A 23,638-nucleotide genomic window follows, 5' to 3' on the forward strand; every position below is an offset into this window, starting at 1 on the left:
ACGATGAGCAAATATACCGAAGACGATCTCAAGGTCGAACTTGAGAACAAAGAATACGAGTACGGCTTCTATACGGATATAGAATCCGATACGCTCCCTATAGGCCTGAATGAAGACATCGTGCGTGCGATCTCCCGAAAAAAGGAGGAGCCCGAATGGATGACCGAATGGCGCTTGGAGGCGTTTCGGGCGTGGTCGGAAATGACCGAGCCGGAATGGGCCAACGTCCATTACGAAAAACCCGATTTCCAGGCTATATCCTACTATTCGGCGCCGATGAAAAAGCCGAAATACGAAAGCCTTGACGAGGTCGATCCGGAATTGCTCGACACCTTCAAAAAGCTCGGCATCTCGATTGACGAACAAAAGAAACTCGCAGGAGTGGCGGTAGATATCGTTATGGACTCCGTTTCTGTAGCAACAACCTTCAAGAAGACACTGGCGGAGAAAGGCATCATTTTCTGTTCCATTTCGGAAGCCATCAAAGAACATCCGGAACTCGTTCAGAAATATATCGGTTCAGTGGTGCCGCAGCGCGATAACTTCTACGCGGCGCTCAATTCAGCCGTCTTTTCCGACGGTTCGTTCTGCTACATCCCGAAAGGGGTTCGCTGCCCGATGGAACTGTCGACCTACTTCCGCATCAACCAGGCGGGCACTGGCCAATTTGAACGCACTTTGGTGATTGCCGACGAGGGGAGCTATGTCTCTTACCTCGAAGGCTGCACCGCCCCGAGCCGCGACGAGAACCAATTGCACGCTGCGGTGGTCGAACTCATCGCACTCGACAATGCCGAAATCAAGTATTCAACGGTGCAGAACTGGTATCCGGGGAACAAAGAAGGCAAAGGCGGTGTCTATAACTTCGTCACCAAACGCGGCTTGTGCGAAACCAATGCCAAGATATCCTGGACACAGGTTGAAACGGGTTCTGCCGTTACCTGGAAATACCCTTCCTGTATCCTGAAAGGCGATAACTCGGTCGGAGAATTCTATTCGATCGCCGTTACCAACAACCACCAACAGGCCGATACGGGCACCAAGATGGTACACCTGGGGCGTAATACCAAGTCGACCATCATCTCGAAAGGGATCTCGGCCGGCAAGTCCCAAAACAGCTATCGTGGACTCGTGCAGATTGGCCCGCGGGCGGAAAATGCCCGGAACTTCTCGCAGTGTGATTCCCTGTTGATGGGCAACAACTGTGGCGCGCATACCTTCCCTTACATTGAAAGCCGCAATACCACGGCGAAGATCGAACACGAAGCGACCACCTCTAAAATCGGTGAAGACCAGATTTTCTATTGCAACCAACGCGGTATCGATACCGAGAAGGCCATCGCGCTCATCGTCAACGGCTTCAGCCGCGAGGTGTTGAACAAACTGCCAATGGAGTTCGCGGTGGAAGCGCAGAAGTTGTTGGAGATCTCGTTGGAGGGGTCGGTTGGGTAATTTGGAGATTTGAAGATTTGGAGATTTGAAAATGGAAAACCGCGAGAACATCATTGTCAAACTATCCTTCGAGTTCGCGCTCGAAATCATCCGCCATTGCGGTGTATTACAGGATAGCCGGCATTTTGTGATTGCAAACCAGCTCCTAAAATCCGGCACGAGCATCGGCGCGAACATCCGCGAGGCACAAAACGCCGAAAGCAAAGCCGACTTCATACACAAATTCAAGATTGCCGCCAAAGAAATTGAAGAGACATTCTACTGGCTGGAACTTTGCGCCCTGTCAGAAGGCTTTCCTCCTTCGGGCATCCTTTCCTCCAACCTGCAAACCATATCGCGAATCGTAAACAAAATCATCATATCATCGAAGGCAGGAGTTTGAAAACGGGAACCGCCATTTTCAAATTTCCAAATCTTCAAATTTTCAAATTGAACGAATGCTTGAAATTAAGAACTTACACGCAAAAGTAGAAGATAAAGACATCCTCAAAGGCATCAACCTAACCGTGAAAGCCGGTGAGGTGCACGCCATCATGGGGCCGAACGGATCGGGTAAATCGACACTTTCCGCGGTGATTGCCGGGAATGAGAAATACGAAGTGACTGAAGGGGAAGTATTCCTCGACGGAGAAGACATCTCGGAAATGGCGCCGGAAGAACGCGCCCATAAAGGTGTTTTCCTTTCGTTCCAATATCCGGTAGAGATACCGGGCGTATCGGTTACAAACTTTATGAAAACGGCCATCAACGAAACCCGTAAAGCCAACGGGAAAGAAGAGATGCCCGCCAACGAAATGCTGAAGCTCATCCGCGAAAAATCGGAATTGCTTGAAATCGACCGGAAATTCCTGTCGCGCTCGCTCAACGAAGGGTTTTCCGGCGGTGAGAAAAAACGGAACGAAATCTTCCAGATGGCGATGCTGGAACCGAAGTTGGCGATCCTTGATGAAACCGATTCCGGACTCGACATCGACGCGCTGCGGATCGTGGCCAACGGCGTCAACAAACTGAAAAGCGACGACAACGCCATCGTGGTCATCACCCACTACCAGCGCCTACTCGACTATATCGTGCCCGATTTCGTGCACGTCCTTTACAACGGAAAAATCGTAAAGTCAGGCGGTAAGGAACTGGCGTATGAACTGGAAGAAAAAGGATACGATTGGATTAAGGCTGAGAATTGATCAGTCGAAAGTCGAAAGTCAAAAGTTGAAAGTCGACTTTGCGTCCAAGGTCCTGTCGGAGACCGAAAACCCGACACCTTCTATACACGCCAAACAGACAATTTATGGGAACCATTCGATCATTCGAAGACATGCTCTCGTGGCAGAAAGCACGAGCGTTCAACAAGAAGATTTATGATGTCTCGTTATCCGAGAATTTTGGAAGAGACTTCGAGTTGGGAAGACAAATACGGAGAGCGTCGCTTTCAATAACGTCGAACATAGCGGAAGGCTTTGAACGACGAACTGATAACGAATTTTTGTTCTTCCTTAATGTTGCGAAAGGATCGATCGGAGAAGTCAGGTCGCAATTGTACCTCGCTTCCGATCTCGGATACATAAACAAGACACAATGTGACAACCTATTGGCGGAAGCCACAGAGATATCAAAAATGCTTGCAGGATTTATGAAATACCTTGAAACGAAGTCCGGAAAACGATAGTCTCTTTTGACTTTCGACTTTCGACTTTCGACTTTCGACTCAACTATGAACTTAAAAGAAAAACTCCTATCCTCTTTCATCGCATTCGAAGAACACGTCGATACCGACGCGTCTTTGCACGAAGTGCGCATGGCGGCACTGAAGAACTTCGAAGAAAAAGGATTTCCCTCCAAAAAAGAGGAAGCCTGGAAATATACGTCGCTCAACAGCGTCCTGAAGACCGATTATTCGATTTTCCCGAAGAACGAAAATGCCGTTGAACTCAACGATGTACGGAAGTACTTCCTGCATGAGATCGACACCTACAAGGCCATCTTTGTAGACGGTGTTTTTGCGTCGTTCCTGTCGTCGACCACGCACGACGGACTCGATGTTTGCCTCATGTCATCCGCGCTGACGAAACCGAAATACAAGCTGGTCATCGACCATTATTTCAATAAAATCGCCAGCCAGGACGAGACCCTTACATCGCTCAATACCGCCTTTTCGATCGAGGGGGCTTACATCAATATTCCAAAGAACACCGTAGTTGAAAAGCCGATTGAAATCATCAATTTCTCGACCGGTAAAGAGCACGCGCTGTTGCTGCAGCCGCGCAACCTGGTGATTGTCGGTGAAAACGCCCAGGTGCAGATCATCGAGCGCCACCAGAGCCTCAACGGCCATCCGGTGCTCACGAACGCCGTGACCGAGATCTTTGCACACAAATACGCCAACGTCGATTACTATAAAATCCAGAACGACCTGCTGAGCGCGAACCTCGTCGACAACACCTATATCTCTCAGCACGACCACAGTGTGGTATCGGTACATACGTTCTCGTTCGGGGGCAACCTCACCCGCAACAACCTCAACTTCTATCATTTCGGCGAACGGATCGATAGCACGCTGAAGGGCATCACCATCATCGGCGAGAAACAACATGTCGACCATTACACCCTCGTGCACCATGGCGCGCCGAACTGCGAAAGCCACCAAAACTACAAGTGTATCGTGTCAGACAGCGCCACCGGTGTCTTCAATGGCAAGATATACGTCGAGAAAGAAGCGCAGAAAACCGACGCCTTCCAGCAGAACAACAACATCCTGCTGAGCGATAAAGCCACCATCAACGCCAAACCGCAGCTCGAAATCTTCGCCGACGACGTCAAATGTTCGCACGGCTGCACCATCGGCCAACTCGACGAAAGCGCGATGTTCTATATGCGCCAGCGCGGTATTCCCGAAAAAGAAGCCAAAGCCTTGCTGTTGTTCGCGTTCTCAAACGAAGCCATCGAAAGCATCCGCATTCCGGCGCTCAAACAGCGTATCACGAAACTGATCGCTACGAAATTGGGGGTAAGTCTGGGATTCGACCTGTAAGGGTGTAGGGCAGCTAATCCGGCTGTCCGCTCTAGCTTTTTCGGTCCGTCCGCCTATTGCAACGGCGCCGTCGAGCTTCCTGCGGTCGCTGCCGTTGCCGGCAACAGCACGGTCGCCCCTTCAAAAGGCTGCCGCTTCCATCCGGGCTGCGATCGTTTCTCGCTTGAAATGTAGGTGTAATTTACGTCCCGTCCACTAGGGTTGGGCATAGGTAGAAACGTATGTTTCCAACGCCTCGCGCTCTTCGGCCGTCATCGCCTTCGTGATCGCGAAATTTGTCTTCATCACCGCGTATTTGTCCGGATCCACAATGGGGTCTGCCTCCTCGTTTAAAAACGCCGCCATAGCGCCTTTTTTGCCCTTATAGGCATTGGCAATGGCTATAATCGAAGGGCCGACTGACGTCTTATCCGGCAAGTGGCAGGCGACACAGTTTCCTTTTCCTTCAAAAATCTCCTTGCCGAGGGCTTCCGGAGTGACTGCCTCGGCCTGAGCGTCACTGCTGCCGGACTTCGGTTCTTTTCCGCACGCGACCAGCGCCAGCGTCAATACGGTTAACAGACACTTTCTCATCGGTTCAGCAATATAGCGGCCTCCTTGGCAAAATAGGTCGAAATCAGGTCGGCACCCGCGCGTTTGATACAATACAACTGCTCGATCATGATTTTGTCGTGGTCGAGCCAGCCCCGTTCGGCGGCGGCTTTGATCATGGCATATTCGCCCGACACATGAAAAACCGATACGGGCACGTTCACCGCGTTCTTCACTTCACGTACAATGTCGAGATAAGCGATTCCGGGCTTCACCATGACGATGTCGGCACCTTCTTCTACGTCCATCAGCGCTTCTTTGATGGCTTCAATGCGGTTGGCGTAATCCATCTGGTAGGTCTTCTTGTCTTTCGGAATGTCCTGTGAGTCGACCGGTGCCGAATCGAGTGCATCACGAAACGGACCGTAGAACGACGAGGCATACTTCGCGCTGTAGCTCATGATGCCCACGTTGTGGTAGCCATTCTCTTCAAGTGCCGTCCGTAGAGCCAACACACGTCCGTCCATCATATCGCTGGGCGCCACGAAATCGGCACCCGCTGCGGCGTGTGAGAGGGCCATGCGCACCAGGGCATCGTTGGTCGCATCATTGGCGATGTCACCGTTGGCGATAATGCCATCATGACCGTAGATGGAATACGGATCGAGCGCCACATCAGGCATGACGATCATCCCCGGTACAGCGTCTTTGATGGCACGAATGGCGCGTTGCATGAGTCCGTCCGGGTTCCAGGCTTCCTTACCGGTGTTGTCTTTTAGGCTGTCGTCCACCTTAACGTAGATATTGACGGCCTTGATCCCAAGGTTCCAGAGTTCTTTGACCTCTTTTACGGTGAGGTCAAGCGACCGCCGGTAAATACCCGGCATGGATGGTATCTCGGATTGGTACCCGTTCCCCTCTGCAATAAACATCGGGAACATAAAATCGTTCGGTGTCAGGTGGGTTTCCCTGACGATGGAACGGATGGCGTCGTTGGTGCGGAGGCGGCGGCCTCTTTGGAGAGGAAACATAGTGTTTTTAGTTTACGGTGGACAGTTTTCAGTTGACGGTTTTCAGTTGGCAGTTCAAGGTGCTGAAGTAGCTACTTCCTTTCGGTTTCATTAATTTTTCGGGTTAGTGCGGCTAGCATTTTCCTGACTTCCATGATGTCTTCCGAATATCCGAAGCCTTCCGCGATGTTGGCAGGTATTGAAACGTCGCACGATTAATTTGAGACGTTAAGTTAAACATTTCAGACTTCGGGAAATTAGCGGTGAGCGCGTACGTTTTGAGTACAAACGCATGAGCTTTTTCCCAAACCTTATATTTCTTATAATCGATCATTACATTGCCATTCTACGTTCCGTATACAGTTAACTGTAAACCGTCAACTGTAAACTATCCACCCTCAACTCCAAGCCAGTCCACCGGCCGCTGCAATACCGCAACTAATCGGGCTTCTTCGGAGCCCGGCTGGGGCTGGTGGTCATACACCCACTGCACATGCGGCGGAAGGCTCATCAGGATACTCTCGATGCGCCCATTGGTACGCAAGCCGAAAAGCGTTCCCTTGTCGTGCACGAGGTTGAACTCGACATAGCGTCCCCGGCGGATTTCCTGCCAGGTGCGTTGCTCGCTTGTATACGGCATGTTTTTCCGCTTCTCTGCGATCGGACCATAGGCAGACAGGAAACTATTACCCACGTCGGTAACGAAGGCATACCAATCATCCATGGTGCGGTTTTGATCTGCCCGGCAATAGTCGAAAAACAGGCCCCCAACGCCGCGCGCTTCGTGTCGATGGGCGTTCCAGAAGTAGGTGTCACACTGTTTTTTGTATTTCGGATAGAACGCCGCGTCATGGCGGTCACAGGCGTCTTTGCAAACGTGGTGAAAATGCGCGGCGTCTTCGTCGAAGAGGTAGTATGGGGTCAGATCCTGCCCGCCCCCAAACCAGCTGTCGACCACGTTTCCGGCTTCGTCATACATCTCAAAATAGCGCCAATTGGCATGCACGGTGGGCACCATCGGATTTTTGGGATGTAGCACGAGTGAGAGTCCACACGCGAAAAAATCAACATCCCCAACACCGAACATTTTCTGCATCGGCTCGGGTAGTTTGCCGTGTACACCGGAAATATTCACCCCGCCTTTCTCAAAGACAGCCCCGTTCTCGATGACACGGGTGCGGCCGCCACCGCCTTCCGGACGGTCCCAAAGGTCTTCGCGGAAACGGGCCTGGCCGTCAATGGCTTCGATGCCGTTGGTGATAGTATCCTGGAGCTGGTGGATATAATCGAAGAAACGTTCTTTCATCTTTATCAGTTGTTAGAAGCGCTGCCGCGTGAGGGATGGAAGCGGCAGCCTTTTTGCTTTCCAAGCCATTTTCGGGGAGCCTGCCACGGCCCGTAACCGGTAGGTTAGCGGTATGCCAGGCAAAAAGCTAGAGCGGACAGCCCGACCCCTTTGCTGGTGTAGGGAGGGCCGAGGGGGGCACGCCCAAAATCCTTTATTTGTATTCCTTTACCGCGTCCACAAAAGCCCTGGCATGGTCCACCGGAATATTCGGCAGGATACCATGCCCGAGGTTGACGATATAGTTGTCTTTGCCGAACTCGTCGATCATCTGGTGCACCATTTTCTTGATGGTGGGGATGGGCGAGAGCAGCCTTGACGGGTCGAAGTTGCCCTGGAGCGTGATGCGCCCTCCGGAAAGGTAGCGCGCGTTCCGCGGTGAGCACGTCCAGTCGACGCCCAATGCCGATGCCTTTGATTTTCCCATCTCGCCCAGGGCGAACCAGCAGCCTTTTCCGAAGACGATGACCTTGGTTTCCGGGGCCAGTGCCTCGACGATCTGGTTGATATACTGCCAAGAGAATTCCTGGTAATCGACCGGTGACAGCATTCCGCCCCACGAGTCAAACACCTGAACGGCATTCACCCCGGCTTTCACCTTCTCTTTCAGGTACGCGATGGTGGTGTCGGTGATTTTCTGCAACAGCGTGTGTGCCGCCTCCGGATGGGTAAAGCAGAAGCCTTTGGCGGTATCGAAACTCTTCGAGCCACGGCCTTCCACGGCATAGCAGAAGATCGTCCAGGGCGAACCGGCAAAGCCGATCAGTGGCACTTCGTCGGCAAGCATTTCTTTGGTGAGCTTGATTGCGTCCATGACGTAGCCAAGCGTTTCATGGATGTCGGGTACGATCACGTTCTCTACGTCCTTCGCCGAGCGGATGGGGTTCGGCAGGAAGGGCCCCACGCTTTCTTTCATCTCGACCTCAATATTCATCGCCTGCGGCACCACGAGGATATCAGAGAACAGGATAGCGGCATCGGGTTGTATGATGCGGATGGGCTGCACGGTGATTTCGGCAGCGAGCTCGGGTGTGCGGCAGCGCGTGAAAAAGTCGTATTTATCGCGAAGTGCGCGGAATTCAGGCAGGTAGCGACCCGCCTGGCGCATCATCCATACGGGTGGACGTTCGACAGTTTCGTTATTGAGGGCTTTGAGGAAGAGGTCGTTTTTTATCATAGTGTTGGGCCGCGATGGCCTATTGTTTTTCGTTGAGAATGATAGGGACACTAAGGCGCTAAGACGCAAGGGTTTTGTAATAGTTGATACACTGCACAATCGTATTTTCGATTGTGGGTTTATGGGCGATGACGGTATTCGTCGGAATGACTGGATTCGAACCAGCAACATATTGGGCGACCGCCGAAGCCGTGGTCGCACCAATGCAGAAGCAGGTTTGCGTTGATAAGGTGTTGGCGCGCACGAAACTTGCTACGGCTGACGGGCTGAAAAACAGGATGCCATCAATGGGCACTTCGACTTTTACAGGCGTCAGGTCGGTTTCGTAAACCTCTATTTCATTGAATCGTACCCCGGCTGATGACAATTGCGTGGGCAGGGTGTCAAGACGCATCGCTCCGGAAAAAAAAGTGAAGGACGCGTCGCGGTATCCGTCAATGATGTGATCCGATAAATGTGCGGCATCGTCTTCCGAGGCCAGTACCGTGAACCCCCTTTGATCGAGCAGGTCGGCCGTTTTGGCACCGACGCAGAAAACGGGCCGGCGGCGAACGTCCTGCACATCGGGATGCGCGTCAACCGCTTTTACCGCATTCGCACTGGTAAAAATCAGGTATTCTCCGACGTTCGAGAGCGTGAAGGAACGCGCTTTTACCGAAATGAAGTCGGCCTCTATCACCGAAAGTCCCGCGTTCAGGAGGAATTGCTTTTGGTTGGGTTGCAGTCTTTTGGTGGAAAGGATGCGCGTCATGACTCCTTTTCTTTGAGTTCACGTCGTATTTGTTCCATCACCGCCTCGCCTCCATTGGCCAGGATAAACTCGGCACATTCGGTTCCGAAGGCCGCGTAATGTGTCGTCGGGGCGGTTCGTTCGATCTCGACTTTCTGCGTGCCATCGAGGGAGAACAACGCCCCGCGAAACCGGATTTCGTTCCCTTCGATAGTGGCCAACGCCCCAATTGGAGCCGTACAGCCGCCTTCCAGTTTGCGAAGGAACTCGCGCTCTACCCGGGTGGCGATCTCTGTGTCGAAATCGTTGAGTTTCCCCACGGCCTCGCGGCAAAAGAGGTCTTCCGCCATGGCAACGACGACCATCGCACCCTGTGCCGGAGCAGGCAGCATCCAGTCGAGCACGATATGTTTCGGTGGTGTTTTGTCAATACGTTCGAGTCCGGCCGCGGCGAAAATCGCCCCGTTCCAGTCGTTATCGGCCAGTTTGGCAAGGCGGGTATTGACGTTTCCCCTCAGGTCTTCCACGCCGTGATTCGGGTAGCGGTGTAACCATTGGGCCCGACGGCGCAGGCTTCCGGTTGCGATGGTTCCCTCTGAGCCAAGGAAATCGAGATTCGTTTTGTAAACCAGGATATCGGATACATCCGCCCGTTCCAGTACCGCCGCCTGCACGATACCGCGCGGAAGGGCTGTAGGTACGTCTTTCATCGAATGCACGGCAATATCGACCTGGCCGTTGATCATCGCTATGTCAAGGGTTTTGGTAAAGATGCCGGTGATACCGAGTTCGTAAAGGGGCTTATCGAGGATGAGATCGCCCGTTGACTTAACGGCGACGATTTCGGTTTCGTATCCGAGAGCGTTCAGGCGGGCTTCCACCGTATGGGCCTGCCACAACGCCAATTCACTGTCGCGCGTTCCGATGCGTATGCATTTGCTCATGCGCGATGGGTTTCGATGCGGAAGACCTTCTCGATCCACTCGATGCTTTCGTCGACCATGGTCGCTTCGTCTTTGAGGTGGTTGGCGAAATGGGTCGTAATCTTATGGATGATGCGATCGCTGATGATCTTGGCCTGTTCTTCGTTGAAGTTCGAGATTTTTTTGCTTTGGAAGTCGAGCTCCGACTCTTTGATTGCGTTGAGTTTCTCTTTCAACGCATGGATGGTCGGTGCAAATTTCCGGGCCTTTGTCCATGCGATAAACTCACTTTTGATTTCCTCGATAATGGCCTCCGCCGCCGGAATGTGCTTCTTGCGGTTCTCAAGCGTCTCGTCGGTGATCTGGGAAAGGTGGTCAAGGTGTACGAGCGTCACGCCTTCGACCGACATCACGTTTTCGTGTACGTTCTTCGGAATCGACAGATCCAGGATCAGGAGTGGCTTCCGCAGGTTGAGGATGGCCTTATCGACCGTCGGATTGGTAGCACCGGTGGCGACGACCAAAACGTCTGCTTTCTGCAATTCGGTCTGTAACTCGGCATAGTCGCGCACCACGAGGTTGAGTTTACCGGCCAGTTTTTCCGCTTTGTCACGGGTGCGGTTGATCAGTGTGATATGCGAATTTTTGGTATGCTTGACAAGATTCTCACAGGTATTCCGCCCGATTTTTCCCGTCCCAAAAAGCAGGATATTCTTCCCTCCTACATCCTCTACGTTTTTCAGTATGTATTGAACGGAAGCGAACGACACGGAGGTGGCGCCACTGCTGATCTGCGTTTCGTTTTTGATTCGTTTGCTGGCCTGTATGACCGACGTCAGCAAGCGGTCAAGAAACGTATTGACAAGTCCCATCGCCTTCGCCTCGTTGAAACCCGCCTTCAATTGGCTGATGATCTCGAAATCGCCCAGTATCTGGCTATCCAGTCCGGTGCCTACACGAAACATGTGGCCGATGGCTTCGTGGTTCTTGAATACGTATCCGACTTGCTGGAAGAGTTCGACCGTTCCGTTTGTGTTGCCGCACAACAGCCCAATCAACTGGAAGGGGTGTTCGGCAAAACCGTAGATTTCGGTGCGGTTGCAGGTAGAGGTCACCAGCAGTGCGCCAATACCCTGTTGCTGCGCCTGTTCGAGCACACGCTGTTTCCCGGCGGCGTCGAGACTAAAGAGACCACGCGTTTCGGCATCTGCTTTTTTAAAACTGAGGCCAACGGCGTAAAACGAAGTGGATTTTGTGGCGCTGAGATGTTCCATATTCGATCGGTACAAATGTATAGGCGTCTATCAGATAAAAATAACGCTGTAGGTTCTATTAATATCGTTTCCGGACTTTTTGATTTGTTTAGCACCTAAAAGGCTAATTATTCGTAGTTTTGCAGTAACGACGCGGCCTTTAGCCGATGTTATATAGAATAAATCTAAATAACATTTTCCTGATGCTTGTCAATACATACGATAAAAATGTCGCTATGGGTTCAGAAGAGACTATAAAAATTGAAAATGATTTTACGCTGTTCCGTTTCCAGAATGACGGAGCCCAGCCTTTTCGCGTCCTGAAGGAAATTGCTACCGGCCTCATACAGTTTCATTTTTGTCTGAAAGGAAAGGCGAAATTGGTGTTCAATGAAGGCTCGTACGCGTTAGATTTACGCGAAGAGAAAGCCTTCCTTCTCTACAATCCGCAGAAAGAATTACCGATGAACCTCGAGTTGGCACCGAATTCATGGGTCATTTCCGTGGTGGTGTCGATCAAGAAATTCCACTCGCTTTTTTCGGCCGAAGCCGACGTGATTCCCTTCCTTTCCGCTGAAAACCGCGACCGGAAGTACTATGACGAAAGTGACATCACCCCGTCGATGTCAATCGTATTGAGCCAGTTGTTCCATTACCATCTGCATCCGTCCATCAAAAACCTGTATTACAAAGGGAAGGGATACGAATTGCTGAGCCTCTATTTCAACCGCACCGAAGATCCGGATGCCGAACAGTGTCCGTTTCTTATCGACGAAGAGAACGTCCTGAAAATCCGAAAAGCCAAAGACATCGTAATTGCCCATATGGCAGAACCACCCGGATTGCAGGAACTCGCCGACCAGGTTGGCCTTACACTGAAAAAACTGAAAATGGGTTTTAAGCAGGTGTATGGCGACAGCGTCTACAGTTTTCTCTTTGATTACAAGATGGAATACGCCCGAAAATTACTCGAAGATGGCACCCATAACGTCAACGAAGCCGGCCTGCGCATCGGCTACAGCACCGCAAGCCACTTTATTTCGGCCTTCAAAAAGAAATTCGGCACAACGCCGAAGAAGTACTTGATGTCGGTGGGGAGTTGAGGGTTGGGGGTTCATGGTTCTTGGTTCATAGTTCTTAGTTCTTAGTTCATGGTTGAGAGTTGAGGGGTGAGAGTGAACTACATGAATCCGGCGGCGCTTATCCTAATCTCGTATCTAGTTTGATTTTTATACTGACCTCTAACCACCGAAAATAGCTCATTTATGAAAGGCGTCTTACTCGTCAACCTCGGTTCTCCCGATTCCCCACATCCGAAAGATGTCAAACCGTATCTCGATGAATTCCTGATGGATAAATACGTCATCGACGTGCCCTATCTGCTGCGCGCCTTCCTCGTCAGGGGCATCATCCTGCGCAAACGTCCGGAGAACTCGGCCGAGGCCTATGAGAAGATCTGGTGGGACGAAGGGTCGCCGCTAATCGTCCTTTCCAATCGCATGCACAAAAAGGTTGCAAAACAGGTATCAGTGCCGGTGGGACTTGCCATGCGCTACGGGAAGCCGTCGTTGTTGACGGGTCTGCAGCAACTGGCGGATCAGGGCGTTGACGACGTGCTGCTGTTTCCGCTCTATCCGCAATATGCCATGGCTTCGACCAAAACGATCGAGGTATTGGCGTCGGAACTGCAACAGAAGCATTTCCCGAACATGAAAATCACCAACTTCCCAGCGTTCTTCAACCGTCCGGATTATATCCAGAACCTGGCCGACTCAATTGCGGAAGGACTTCAGGGCTTTGAACACGACCACTTACTGTTTTCCTACCATGGCATCCCGGAACGCCACATCCGGAAAACCGATATCACCAAATCGCACTGCCGCATCGACGGGAAATGTTGCGTGACGCCTTCTCCGGCGCATCAATTCTGCTACCGCCACCAATGTTATGAAACGACACGTCTGGTAGCGGAGAAACTGGGCCTTCCGGAAGGATCCTACAGCCAGACCTTCCAATCCCGGTTGGCGGGCGATAAGTGGCTGGATCCTTATACCGATGTCGAAATCAACAAAATGCCCGCAAAAGGCATCCGCAAACTGGCGGTCGTAACACCGGCGTTTGTCTCCGACTGTCTGGAAACGCTCGAGGAAATCGCGATGCGCGCCAAAGAGGAATACGAAGAGAACGGCGGGTCGGAATTCAAGGCCATTCCGTGCCTGAACGACCGTGACGACTGGTGTGCGACCGTAGCGAAATGGTGTAACGACTGGGCGGCATCGGGCGTTGCCTGACGTAGCGGATTATTTGGTATTTTTGAACATACGGCCCGGCGCCGCTTCCGATTATGGACTATAATTACATCAAATCCCTCCACCTCATCTTTGTGATCACCTGGTTCGCCGGCCTGTTCTATATCGTGCGCCTTTTCGTCTATCAGGTGGAAGCGGCTGCGATGCCGGAGCCCGAGCGGGAAATCCTTCGGAAGCAATACAAAATCATGGCCTATCGGCTATGGTATATCATCACCTGGCCGTCGGCGGTGCTGGCTACGATTTTTGCCGTGACGCTGCTCTTCATGATGCCGGCCTGGTTGCAACAGGGGTGGATGCACGTAAAACTGGGCTTCGTGCTCTTGCTGTTCCTCTACCATTTCCAATGCCACCGTATTTTCAAGCAATTGCAGCGCGATGACGTGCGGCATACCTCGAATTTTATGAGGCTGTGGAATGAAGGCGCTACCATCATCCTGTTTGCCGTCGTCTTCCTGGCCGTGATGAAAAACGCCCTCGATTGGGTATTCGGCGTGGTCGGAATCATCTTGTTCTCCGTACTCATCATGCTCGGATTCCGTTTTTACAAACGCATCCGCGAACGAAACGCCCGCCCATGAGGAAGGTGAGGATCAGGCGCGTCTCCCTTCGCATCCGGATCTTTCTTTCTATGATCCTGTTGACGCTATTGGCGTCGATCCTGATGGCGTCGATATCCATCATCCAATTCCGGAAAGAAGCCCGGGAATACCACCAGGAACGCCTTGAGCGGAAAGAAAACGCCATCAAGGCCCACATCAATTACATCCTTTCCACTACCACTTATCCGCTGACCGAGGCCAACCTGTCGCTGATTTTCAAAGACCGGGTGCACGAACTGGCCGACATCCACAGCACCCAAATCCGGATTTACAGCCTGAAAGGACGATTGGTGAGCACCTCAAAAGGGTCGTTTTCGATCGACTCGATAGAACCGCCCATTTCCGAAGACGTGCTGCGCGCCATTTCAGCCTCTCCGGATAAACGCTACGCGGCGCCCGATGCCGTTTCGGCCGAAGGCAAAAAATACCGCTCGTCGTATAGCCAGATCAAAGACCTGAAGTTCAAGCCGCTGGGCATTCTCAACCTTCCGTATATCGAAGACGATGGCTATTACGACCAGGAATTGAAAAACTTCTTGGTGACACTGGGCCAAGTGTATAGCGTGATGCTGGTCGTGGCGTTTATCCTCGCGTATATCCTGTCGAGTTTCATTACGAAATCCCTGAAGTCGATTTCGGCGAAAATCATGATCACCGGACTGAACCAGAAGAACGAAAAACTCGATGCCGGCGACAGCACTAGGGAAATCAGCCTGCTGGTGAATGCCTACAACGACATGGTCGACAAGCTAGAGGAAAGTGCGTCGAAACTGGCGCAGGGCGAACGCGAGCAGGCGTGGCGCGAAATGGCGCGACAGGTGGCGCATGAAATCAAGAATCCGTTGACACCGATGCGACTGACCGTGCAGAGTTTCCAGCGGAAATTCGACCCGAACGATCCAGACATCCGCCAGAAGCTCGACGATTATTCCCGAACGCTCATCAACCAGATCGATACGATGAGCGCCGTCGCTTCGGCCTTCTCAAATTTTGCGTCGATGCCGGCCCAACAGAACGAAACGCTGAATGTGGTCGAAAACGTCGACCTGGCGCTTGATATCTTCAACGAAGAATACGTGCATTTCCAGGCCGAAGAAGCCCGTATCATCATCCGGATGGACCGCACGCAACTCATACGCGTCATTACCAACCTGGTGAAAAACGCCATCCAGGCCATTCCGGATGAACAGGAACACAAGTCGGTCGTGGTGACGGTGAAACGCGACGGCGACTACGTCCTCATCTGCGTAGCCGACAACGGAAGAGGCATAGCCGAAGAACACCGCGAGCGCATCTTCGAACCGAAATTTACGACCAAGAGCAGTGGCATGGGCCTCGGACTGGGCATCATCCACAACATCATCGAAAATTATAAAGGAACCATTACTTTTGACACCGAAGTGGGGAAAGGCACCGTTTTCACGGTCTCGCTCCCGCTTGCCAAAACCTTGTAACATGAGCTACCAAAACCTTCTCGTCGCATCCGCCGACGGCATTGCAACCATTACCATCAACCGTCCGGAAAAACTCAACGCGCTGAACAAAGCGACGATTTCCGAACTCCATGACGCCCTCGAAGCGGCCTCAACCGACGCCTCCGTGAAGGTCATCATCCTTACGGGAAGCGGCGAAAAAGCCTTTGTAGCCGGCGCTGATATCTCGGAATTCGCCGATTTCTCCGTCTCACAAGGGGCTGAACTGGCGGCAAAAGGCCAGGAACAGCTGTTTGATTTTGTCGAAAATCTGTCGAAACCGGTCATCGCGGCGGTCAACGGATTTGCGTTAGGCGGTGGACTCGAACTGGCGATGGCCTGCCATTTCCGCGTCGCGTCTGACAATGCCCGCATGGGCCTTCCGGAAGTGTCGCTGGGTGTCATCCCGGGATATGGCGGCACGCAGCGTCTTCCGCAATTGGTCGGGAAAGGCCGTGCGATGGAACTGATTATGACCGCAGGCATGATACAAGCGGCCGAAGCAAAAGAATACGGACTCGTCAATCACGTGGTACCGCAAGCCGAATTGTTGTCGTTTACCGCCTCTATTGCGCAGAAAATACAGAAGAACTCGCCGACAGCCATTACGCAGGCCATACAAGCGGTAAATGCCAATTTCAAAGACGGCGTCAATGGATTCCAAACCGAAATCGAACTGTTCGGAAAATGCTTCGGAACTGGGGATTTCAAGGAAGGTACCACGGCGTTTTTGGAAAAGAGAAAGCCGGAGTTTAAAGGAAACTAAGCCAACTCCAAGAAGGCCCGTGCACGTAAAAAAACCGGAACACAGGTCCCGGTTTTTTTTATTCCATAAACAACGCCTTCAACTCCGTCGCATCCGACGCTTTCATTTTACCGGCCAGCACCAAACTAAGCTGCTTACGACGTAACGCGCCGTCAAAACGCTGTTTTTCGAGGTCGGTTTCCGGGATGATCGGCGGTACTTCAACCGGGCGACCCGTGTCATCGACGGCCACAAAAGTATAGATGGCTTCATTCGCCTTGGTGCGGCTGCCCGACTCGCGGTCTTCGATCCAGACATCGAGGTAGATTTCCATCGAACTGCTGAAACTGCGCGATACTTTCGCTTCAATCGTCACAACACTTCCCAGTGGAATGGTGCGGTTGAAAGCCACGTGGTTGACCGATGCCGTAACGGTAATGCGGCGGGAGTGACGGCGTGCGGCGATACTGGCGGCGCGGTCCATGCGCGACAGCAGTTCCCCGCCAAAAAGGTTGTTTAATGGATTCGTCTCACTCGGCAGCACCAGGTCAGTGATAACGGTAAGGGATTCAGAGGCGTACTTTGGGCTCATGGTATCTTTTTCATTTGGCCTTTCCGCAGAAAGACGCGGCAAAGATACGGCATAAAAAAATCCCGTCAAGCGGGATGTCAGTGTCGTTTCGTGACGAGCAGCCAGGCCTCGCCTCCGTGTTGTTTCCGGATGGTATCGAGTGCCGCCTGTGCTTCCGACAGGGTCGCATAACTGCCGTAACTCACCGGATACAAGCCTTTTCGCGTAGGCTCTAACCGTTCTGCGGCAAACCCCTGGGCTGTCAGTTTTTCGAATACCCGTTGGGCGTTGCCTTCTTCACGGAAAGCACCGGCCACGATGTGATACGGTTTCCATGTTTTTTCAACGGGCAGCACCACATTTTCAAGCGGCGCCTCCAGGAAAAAAGTAGCTTGTTGGATACGGTTGCCGACTTCCTTCTGGACTTCCGCCTGTACGATCTCCGTCTCCTCCGCAATACGTCCTTGGTAGTAGCGGTTCCCGAAGAATCCGGAGGTTCCGAGTCCGATGGCAAAAATAGCCGCGTACTTCAGCCATTGACGGCTTTCCGTGCGCTGTGGCACCAAAACGATTGGCGCTTCTTCCTCAGCATCCTCCCCTACGACCGCAAGAACCTCGCGACGGATGGCAGGTGACACAAAAGAAGACAACCCGAAAGCACCCGTGAAATAATTTACCTGGCCGGCTTCCTCGAATACGAGATTCCCTTCCGCGTTTACAGAAAGTACACCGATATTGGCCAAGGTCAGCCGACGCTCTGCGATCAGGGCATCCCTCCAAACGGCCACATCCTGGGCGATACGATCAAGCGCATCGTCATACGACAGTCGTTCGGCGCGCGCCAAATGACTCGCCAACAATCCATCGTTATTCTTCAATAACGGATTGAACGAGAGTACTTTCGCTGGCGGAAAAAACGTATGGGCCGCTTCATCCAGCCGGGCGGGCTTCGTCTCGGTCAGGAAAGCCCCGAAACCGGGTATTCCGACACATTGGTGACGGTAGAGCAACTGTTCGATGTGGCGTGCGGTATTCATGAAAACAAAGGTAAAGATTCACGCAGGCTATGGAAATTTTATCAACAGATTTTATCAACAACCGGCATTTTTCCCTATTTTTCGACTTCTTAATTTCTATATGCGCCATTCAGAATTACTTGCCCTGCTCGCGTTGCAGAACGTGGAGGGCGTGGGCGATGTCATCGCCAAAAAGCTTATTTCGCATTGTGGAAGCGCCGAAGAGGTGTTCCGTGCCAAATCGTCCACTCTTTCCCGAATTGACGGCGTTGGGCCCTCCCTCGCCGCGAAAATCAGGGCTAAACCCCCACTCAACCAGGCGGAAAGAGAAGCGGCTTTTATCGAAAAAAATGCGATTTCCGTCCTTCCGTACTACTCCGAACGCTATCCCGACCGATTGAAGCACTGTCTCGACGGGCCGCTCCTGCTTTTCGGGTCGGGCGTCACCACCCTTAGGAACCGCCACGTGATCAGTATCGTCGGCACCCGGCAAATTACACCCTATGGCATCGACTGCTGCAAGCGCCTCATTGCCGACCTGGCCCCGTTAGACCCCGTTATCGTGAGTGGTTTCGCGTATGGCGTCGACATAGTGGCCCACCAGGCGGCCCTTGAGCACGGGCTACAAACGATTGGGGTGTTGGCGCACGGCCTCGACCGCATCTATCCCGCCGCACACAGAAAGTACTGGGAGAAAATGAAAGTGACCGGCGGCTTTCTTACCGAGTTCCGCAGCGGCAACGATCCCGAACGGGAGAACTTTGTCAAGCGCAATCGCATTGTAGCGGGTATTTCCGAAGCGACCATCGTCATTGAAAGCGCCGAAAAGGGAGGCTCGCTCATTACGGCCAATCTGGCCAACGATTACAACCGCGACGTATTCGCCGTTCCGGGGCGTATTACCGACAAGTACAGCCAGGGGTGTAACCTCCTGATCAAAACCCAGCGGGCACATGCCCTGACCTCGGCCGCCGACCTCATCTATCTATTGGGATGGGATGTTGCGGCATCCCCAAAACCCGTGCAGAAACAGCTTTTTGTGACGCTGGAAGGCGACGAAAAAACGGTCTATGACTTCCTGGCCGGCAATGGAAAGGAGTTGCTGGATATTATTGCGCTCGAATGCGGATTCCCCATCCACAAAACCTCCTCCCTTTTGTTGGGAATGGAATTGAAAGGCGTGGTGCGTCCGTTGCCTGGGAAGCTCTTCGAAGCGGTTTAGAGGTAGCCTAGTTTATGACGTACGCGGGCCAAAACTCCGTCTGCAATAGCGCCCGCCTTTTGGGCGCCTGCAGCTAAAACGCGGTCGAGCTCGGAGAGATTGTCCATATAGTAACGATAGCGCTCCCGTTCGGCTGAAAACTTGGTCAGGATCAATTCGTATAAGGCCGTCTTCGCGTGTCCCCATCCGAAATCCTGGGTTTCGTTGGCATAGCGTATACGCATGGCAGCCACTTCCGCCTCAGAGGCGAGCAGTGAATAGATCGCAAATACCTTACACGTATCCGGGTTTTTCGGCGCTTCCAGGGGCGTACTGTCGGTTACGATGCCCATTACCTGTTTTTTCAAGGCTTTGTCATCGAGGAAGATGTTGATGATGTTGTTAGCGGACTTACTCATCTTTCCGCCGTCGGTGCCTGGCACATACTGTGTGGCTTCCCGAAGCGAAGGTTCCGGCAACACAAAGGTTTCCCCCATCTGGTGGTTGAAACGCGACGCCACGTCACGGGTGATTTCGATGTGTTGCAACTGGTCTTTCCCTACGGGTACGTATTCGGCATCATACAAAAGGATATCCGCCGCCATAAGCATCGGGTAGGTGAAAAGTCCGGCGTTTACATCACTCAAACGATCCGCTTTGTCTTTGAAGGAATGCGCCAACGTGAGGCGTTGATACGGAAAGAAGCAGCTCAAATACCACGACAATTCTGCCGTCTGTGGCACATCCGACTGGCGGTAAAACGTGACCTTTTCGGGATCGAGTCCGCAGGCCAGCCAAACAGCCGCCGTACTATAGGTATTGGTACGGAGTGTTTCGGCGTCCTTGATCTGCGTCGCAGAGTGGAGGTCGGCGATAAACAGGAAGGATTCGTTCTCCGGATTTTTGGAAAGGTCGATAGCTGGCAGGATGGCGCCGAGCAGGTTGCCGAGATGCGGTGTTCCAGTACTTTGGATACCGGTCAGGATTTTAGACATGGTATTATAATTTTCATCGTCCACACACACGTTTGCGCGGGAGATGCCAAAGTTACCGCTTTCCCCAAACATTTGGAATGATTGCGTACTTTTGGCGGTATGCGTATAGTCAAGGTTATTTTCTGGGTGTTATGGCGCGTCTGGTTTTATATACTGGTATTGCTTCCCATAGTGGCCTTCCTTCCGTTTTTACTGATTTCGATTTCCCGCGAGCGGTGGTATCCCTACTTTTTCGTCATGGCCCGCATCTGGGGGAACTTTATTTTATACGGCTGTGGGTTTTGGTACCGAACGGAGGTTGAACAACCGCTCGTTGACGGCAAAAGCTATATGTTCGTAGCCAATCACACTTCGATGACCGATATTATGCTGATGCTGGCGATTATTCGGCATCCGTTTGTGTTTGTAGGGAAAAAGGAACTGGTGAAAATTCCGCTTTTTGGCTTCTTCTACAAACGCACCTGTATTATGGTCGACCGAAGCAGCACCAAAAGCCGGATGGAAGTATTTGAGCGGGCTCAGAAACGCCTCAGCCAGGGACTCAGTATCTGCATCTTCCCAGAGGGTGGCGTACCGCACGAATCGGTGTTACTTGACGATTTCAAAGACGGAGCCTTTCGCCTGGCCATTGACCATCAAATCCCGATTGTACCCATCGTGTTTCCTGACAACAAACGGCGGTTTCCTTTCTCGTTCTTTGCCGGAAGTCCGGGTGCGATGCGGGCGAAAGTACTCACGCCCATCGAGACGGCGGGGTACACACAGGATGATAAAAAGCCCCTGCGGGAAGCAACCCGCGAACGCATCCTTTCTGAACTCGTACGAATGGGCGCGACCTAGACCGTATTAGCGTCGTATTACTTTTACAACCTTAGTGATTCCTTCTGCGTTCGTGACTTTCGCCACGTAACACCCTGACGGCCACTGTGAGCTATCGATCGTCAACCGTCCTGCCGAAGAGGCCTGCAAAAATTCCTTCCCCACCAGGTCAAATATCCGGACGGATACGCTGGCTGATCCGGGCCAAGAAAACGTAATCTCGCCTGATGTTGGGTTCGGAAACACCTGCGCGGATTCCAAAATTGGGGTATCCGTTGAAAGCAGTTGATAGGATGCCGTAACGTCACAGCCGTTCTGGTCGGTGACCGTCACCGCGTAAGTACCTTCCTGGGTTGCGTCAATCGCAGGTCCGGACACATTCGGAACGGTTCCGCCATCAAACGTCCAAACATAGCTGGCGTAGCCTGGTGTTGCCTGTAATGTCCCATTGGCGTACTCAAATTCCACTACTGGCAGCGCATAAATCGTAATCCCGACCGCACTGCTGCTTACGGGAGCTTGTGTCGTAGAACAGGCGGCGTTGCTTGTCATCGAAACGCTTACCTGGTCTCCGTTGACAAGCGTATTGCTAATAAATACCGAAGAATTTGTGCCTGCTGGCTGACCATTTACGTACCATTGGTATGAGGGGCTTGAGCCGCCGAATTCGGGGTTTGCGGTAAAGGTGAAGGCCGCTCCCGGGCAACCCGAGGCGGTGTCCGACGTAATGGAAACCGAAGGGGTACAGGAATTCTGCACCGCGCCGTAGACGCAGATGGAAAACGTGTCGGTGCTAAGGTTGGCCGCCGCATTGAATACACGTACAAAGTAGGTATTACCGACGATGAGATTGCTAACCTGCGAAAACTCCGTAACTCCACCGCCACTACCGTTAACGCACAGAAGTGAGGTTCCGCCACAGGCATCGAGCACCTGGAAAGCAACGTTCGAGTTGCCGGTCGGGTCCACCGAAATCGCATAGGTTCCAATCGTCGCCGTGAACGAGTACCAAACATCCTGTAAGCTGTTGCCGGTGCAGGTGGCGCCTGATTCCATTTCGGCACCTGCAAAGGTTCCTGTTATACCGTTGCAGGTCGTCCCTGGGTAAAGAGTCCGGGCATTGCTGCAAAAATCATTCGATGGCCTGGGATAGCTCTGTGCGCAAATGGTAAAAGTAGAGGTGGAAAGACCACTGCTGGCGTGAAAAACACGGACATAGTAGGTTTGCCCAACGGTAAAGGTGCTGTTGAGATAGCTCTCGCCAAAACCGCCTGAGTTAGTGTTGACGCACGCGAATGACGTGCCGTCGCAGGAGCCCTCGAATATTTCGAATCCGGGATTGAGTGCGTCGTTTGTTGACACCACAACAAGCATCGTCTCTTGTGGCGCCGTAAACGAAAACCAGGCATCCTGGATGCTGTTTCCGGAACAGGTTGTTGGGTTCTCCATTTCTGACCCACTCAATGTCCCTAATGTCGACGAGCACGTAACTCCCGTTTGTAGGGGCGTAGCATTGACGCAGAAGTCATTGGCGGGACGTGGATACTGTTGGATGCAGATGCTGAATGTTGACATGGAAATGCCTGCGGAAGCGTGGAATACCCGAACGTAATAGGTTTGCCCGATTGTAAAGTTTTGTGAGAAGAACACTTCGCCGAACCCGCCGGAGTTAGTGTTAACACAGGTCATCGGTGTCGCCGCGCAATCCCCCTCAAACACCTCCAGTCCGGGATTCAAGCTATCGTTGGTCGTTACCGTGACGCGCATGGTTTCCTCGGTAGCAACGAACGAAAACCACACGTCCTGGAGGCTATTGCCCGTACAGGTATCGGCTGTTTCCATTTCAGATCCTGACAACGTGCCTATCGTAACGTTACAACTCGCCGCCGGCGTAAGTGCGGTGGCGTTCGCGCAAAAATCGTTGGCAGGTCGCGCGTATTCGCGGACGCAGATGGAAAAGGTCGACGACGACACATTATTGCCGGCGTTGAATACCCGAACGTAATAGGTTTGTCCGGCCGTAAAGTTTTGGGAAGTAATGACTTCTCCGAATCCGCCAGAGTTGGTGTTGACACAACCGAACGAGGTGCCGGCGCAGGATCCTTCAAGGATTTCAATTCCGGGGTTCAGTCCGTCGTTTGTGGAAACGGCGACGCGCATAGTCTCTTGCGTAGCGGTAAAGTAGAACCAGACGTCCTGGCCACTGTTACCACTACACACAGACGCCGACTCAATTCCGGAACCGGAGAAAGTTCCGGTTGTTCCGACACACGACGGCCCGGGTGTAAGTAGCGTAGCGTTGGCGCATAGGTCGTTCTGGCCTGACGCTACAATCGAACAAAATAATGCGAATAACGGGTAAATTTTTTTCACGTTAACAGGTTTGGTTGTGGTTGCAAATTTAAAAACAGAAACGCTTCTATATATAAGGAAAGCCCACCGAAGCGGGCTTTTTCTTC

General features: G+C 52.4%; 25 protein-coding genes. 12 read left to right on the plus strand and 13 right to left on the minus strand.

From position 1 onward, the window contains the following. Positions 1-3: 3 nt before the first annotated feature. The 5 genes from sufB (at position 4) to sufD (ending at position 4,480) form a co-directional block, all read left to right on the plus strand. On the plus strand, positions 4-1,452 hold the full coding sequence (gene sufB / locus MKO97_RS02695) for a Fe-S cluster assembly protein SufB (protein WP_241104532.1): 1,449 nt from the start codon (positions 4-6) through the stop codon (positions 1,450-1,452). A gap of 31 nt (positions 1,453-1,483) precedes the next feature. Beyond that, the gene (locus MKO97_RS02700; RefSeq protein ID WP_241104533.1) at positions 1,484-1,834 is read left to right on the plus strand and encodes a four helix bundle protein; all 351 of its coding nucleotides are present in this window, start codon (positions 1,484-1,486) and stop codon (positions 1,832-1,834) included. A gap of 55 nt (positions 1,835-1,889) precedes the next feature. After that, complete coding sequence (gene sufC, locus MKO97_RS02705; RefSeq protein ID WP_241104534.1) at positions 1,890-2,636, plus strand: Fe-S cluster assembly ATPase SufC; 747 nt, start codon at positions 1,890-1,892, stop codon at positions 2,634-2,636. 104 nt (positions 2,637-2,740) lie between these two features. Continuing rightward, complete coding sequence (locus MKO97_RS02710; protein WP_241104535.1) at positions 2,741-3,118, plus strand: four helix bundle protein; 378 nt, start codon at positions 2,741-2,743, stop codon at positions 3,116-3,118. 45 nt (positions 3,119-3,163) lie between these two features. After that, on the plus strand, positions 3,164-4,480 hold the full coding sequence (gene sufD, locus MKO97_RS02715; protein WP_241104536.1) for a Fe-S cluster assembly protein SufD: 1,317 nt from the start codon (positions 3,164-3,166) through the stop codon (positions 4,478-4,480). Positions 4,481-4,533: 53 nt separating this feature from the next. Here the strand turns inward: sufD and MKO97_RS02720 are convergent, their stop codons facing one another. The 9 genes from MKO97_RS02720 to hemA all read right to left on the minus strand — a co-directional run bounded on the left by MKO97_RS02720 (position 4,534) and on the right by hemA (position 11,470). After that, on the minus strand, positions 4,534-4,689 hold the full coding sequence (locus MKO97_RS02720; protein WP_241104537.1) for a hypothetical protein: 156 nt from the start codon (positions 4,687-4,689) through the stop codon (positions 4,534-4,536). Beyond that, complete coding sequence (locus tag MKO97_RS02725) at positions 4,676-5,053, minus strand: c-type cytochrome (protein WP_241104538.1); 378 nt, start codon at positions 5,051-5,053, stop codon at positions 4,676-4,678. The genes MKO97_RS02720 and MKO97_RS02725 overlap by 14 nt, the downstream gene beginning before the upstream one ends. Beyond that, positions 5,050-6,042 carry a porphobilinogen synthase gene (hemB, locus tag MKO97_RS02730; RefSeq protein WP_241104539.1) on the minus strand — a complete coding sequence of 331 codons (993 nt, stop codon included), beginning with the start codon at positions 6,040-6,042 and terminating at the stop codon, positions 5,050-5,052. The genes MKO97_RS02725 and hemB overlap by 4 nt, the downstream gene beginning before the upstream one ends. 112 nt (positions 6,043-6,154) lie before the next feature. After that, on the minus strand, positions 6,155-6,355 hold the full coding sequence (locus tag MKO97_RS15110) for a four helix bundle protein (RefSeq protein ID WP_371820422.1): 201 nt from the start codon (positions 6,353-6,355) through the stop codon (positions 6,155-6,157). Positions 6,356-6,409: 54 nt separating this feature from the next. After that, positions 6,410-7,327, minus strand: coding sequence for an oxygen-dependent coproporphyrinogen oxidase (hemF, locus tag MKO97_RS02735; protein ID WP_241104540.1), 918 nt, complete (start codon positions 7,325-7,327; stop codon positions 6,410-6,412). A gap of 193 nt (positions 7,328-7,520) precedes the next feature. Continuing rightward, positions 7,521-8,543 carry a uroporphyrinogen decarboxylase gene (gene hemE, locus MKO97_RS02740; protein WP_241104541.1) on the minus strand — a complete coding sequence of 341 codons (1,023 nt, stop codon included), beginning with the start codon at positions 8,541-8,543 and terminating at the stop codon, positions 7,521-7,523. 58 nt (positions 8,544-8,601) lie between these two features. Further along, a complete protein-coding gene (locus tag MKO97_RS02745; protein ID WP_241104542.1) occupies positions 8,602-9,294 on the minus strand; it encodes a uroporphyrinogen-III synthase in 693 nt (230 codons plus the stop codon). Next, the gene (hemC, locus tag MKO97_RS02750; protein ID WP_241104543.1) at positions 9,291-10,217 is read right to left on the minus strand and encodes a hydroxymethylbilane synthase; all 927 of its coding nucleotides are present in this window, start codon (positions 10,215-10,217) and stop codon (positions 9,291-9,293) included. Before hemC ends, MKO97_RS02745 begins: the two co-directional genes overlap by 4 nt. Further along, positions 10,214-11,470 (minus strand): glutamyl-tRNA reductase, encoded by a 1,257-nt coding sequence (gene hemA, locus MKO97_RS02755; RefSeq protein WP_241104544.1) that lies wholly within the window; start codon positions 11,468-11,470, stop codon positions 10,214-10,216. The genes hemC and hemA overlap by 4 nt, the downstream gene beginning before the upstream one ends. Before the next feature lie 215 nt (positions 11,471-11,685). Here hemA and MKO97_RS02760 point away from each other — a divergent pair, with 215 nt between their 5' ends. From MKO97_RS02760 to MKO97_RS02780, 5 genes are all read left to right on the plus strand, one after another. Continuing rightward, positions 11,686-12,552: a helix-turn-helix transcriptional regulator gene (locus MKO97_RS02760; RefSeq protein ID WP_241105491.1), complete on the plus strand. Its 867-nt coding sequence runs from the start codon at positions 11,686-11,688 to the stop codon at positions 12,550-12,552. A 162-nt stretch (positions 12,553-12,714) separates the two neighbouring features. Continuing rightward, a complete protein-coding gene (gene hemH, locus MKO97_RS02765; protein WP_241104545.1) occupies positions 12,715-13,740 on the plus strand; it encodes a ferrochelatase in 1,026 nt (341 codons plus the stop codon). Positions 13,741-13,793: 53 nt separating this feature from the next. After that, a complete protein-coding gene (locus MKO97_RS02770; RefSeq protein WP_241104546.1) occupies positions 13,794-14,339 on the plus strand; it encodes a CopD family protein in 546 nt (181 codons plus the stop codon). Between the two features lie 50 nt (positions 14,340-14,389). Continuing rightward, positions 14,390-15,814 (plus strand): ATP-binding protein, encoded by a 1,425-nt coding sequence (locus MKO97_RS02775; protein WP_241105492.1) that lies wholly within the window; start codon positions 14,390-14,392, stop codon positions 15,812-15,814. A gap of 1 nt (position 15,815) precedes the next feature. After that, positions 15,816-16,598 carry an enoyl-CoA hydratase/isomerase family protein gene (locus tag MKO97_RS02780; protein ID WP_241104547.1) on the plus strand — a complete coding sequence of 261 codons (783 nt, stop codon included), beginning with the start codon at positions 15,816-15,818 and terminating at the stop codon, positions 16,596-16,598. A gap of 58 nt (positions 16,599-16,656) precedes the next feature. Here the strand turns inward: MKO97_RS02780 and MKO97_RS02785 are convergent, their stop codons facing one another. After that, positions 16,657-17,169, minus strand: coding sequence for an acyl-CoA thioesterase (locus MKO97_RS02785; RefSeq protein ID WP_241104548.1), 513 nt, complete (start codon positions 17,167-17,169; stop codon positions 16,657-16,659). Positions 17,170-17,246: 77 nt separating this feature from the next. Beyond that, entirely contained in the window at positions 17,247-18,185 is a 939-nt protein-coding gene (locus MKO97_RS02790) for an SPOR domain-containing protein (protein ID WP_241104549.1), read from the minus strand. Between the two features lie 100 nt (positions 18,186-18,285). Here MKO97_RS02790 and dprA point away from each other — a divergent pair, with 100 nt between their 5' ends. Then, positions 18,286-19,386, plus strand: coding sequence for a DNA-processing protein DprA (dprA, locus tag MKO97_RS02795; RefSeq protein WP_241104550.1), 1,101 nt, complete (start codon positions 18,286-18,288; stop codon positions 19,384-19,386). Here dprA and trpS read toward each other — a convergent pair. Further along, entirely contained in the window at positions 19,383-20,360 is a 978-nt protein-coding gene (gene trpS / locus MKO97_RS02800; protein ID WP_241104551.1) for a tryptophan--tRNA ligase, read from the minus strand. The two genes, dprA and trpS, sit on opposite strands and share 4 nt — an antisense overlap. Before the next feature lie 99 nt (positions 20,361-20,459). On the opposite strand from trpS, the gene MKO97_RS02805 reads away from it, so the two are divergent. Continuing rightward, positions 20,460-21,200, plus strand: coding sequence for a 1-acyl-sn-glycerol-3-phosphate acyltransferase (locus tag MKO97_RS02805; protein WP_241104552.1), 741 nt, complete (start codon positions 20,460-20,462; stop codon positions 21,198-21,200). A gap of 6 nt (positions 21,201-21,206) precedes the next feature. Here the strand turns inward: MKO97_RS02805 and MKO97_RS02810 are convergent, their stop codons facing one another. After that, a complete protein-coding gene (locus MKO97_RS02810; RefSeq protein WP_241104553.1) occupies positions 21,207-23,552 on the minus strand; it encodes a T9SS type A sorting domain-containing protein in 2,346 nt (781 codons plus the stop codon). Between the last annotated feature and the right edge of the window lie 86 nt (positions 23,553-23,638).

The organism is Flavobacterium sp. HJ-32-4 (genome assembly GCF_022532105.1).
In the GTDB taxonomy this organism is placed as follows: domain Bacteria; phylum Bacteroidota; class Bacteroidia; order Flavobacteriales; family Flavobacteriaceae; genus Flavobacterium.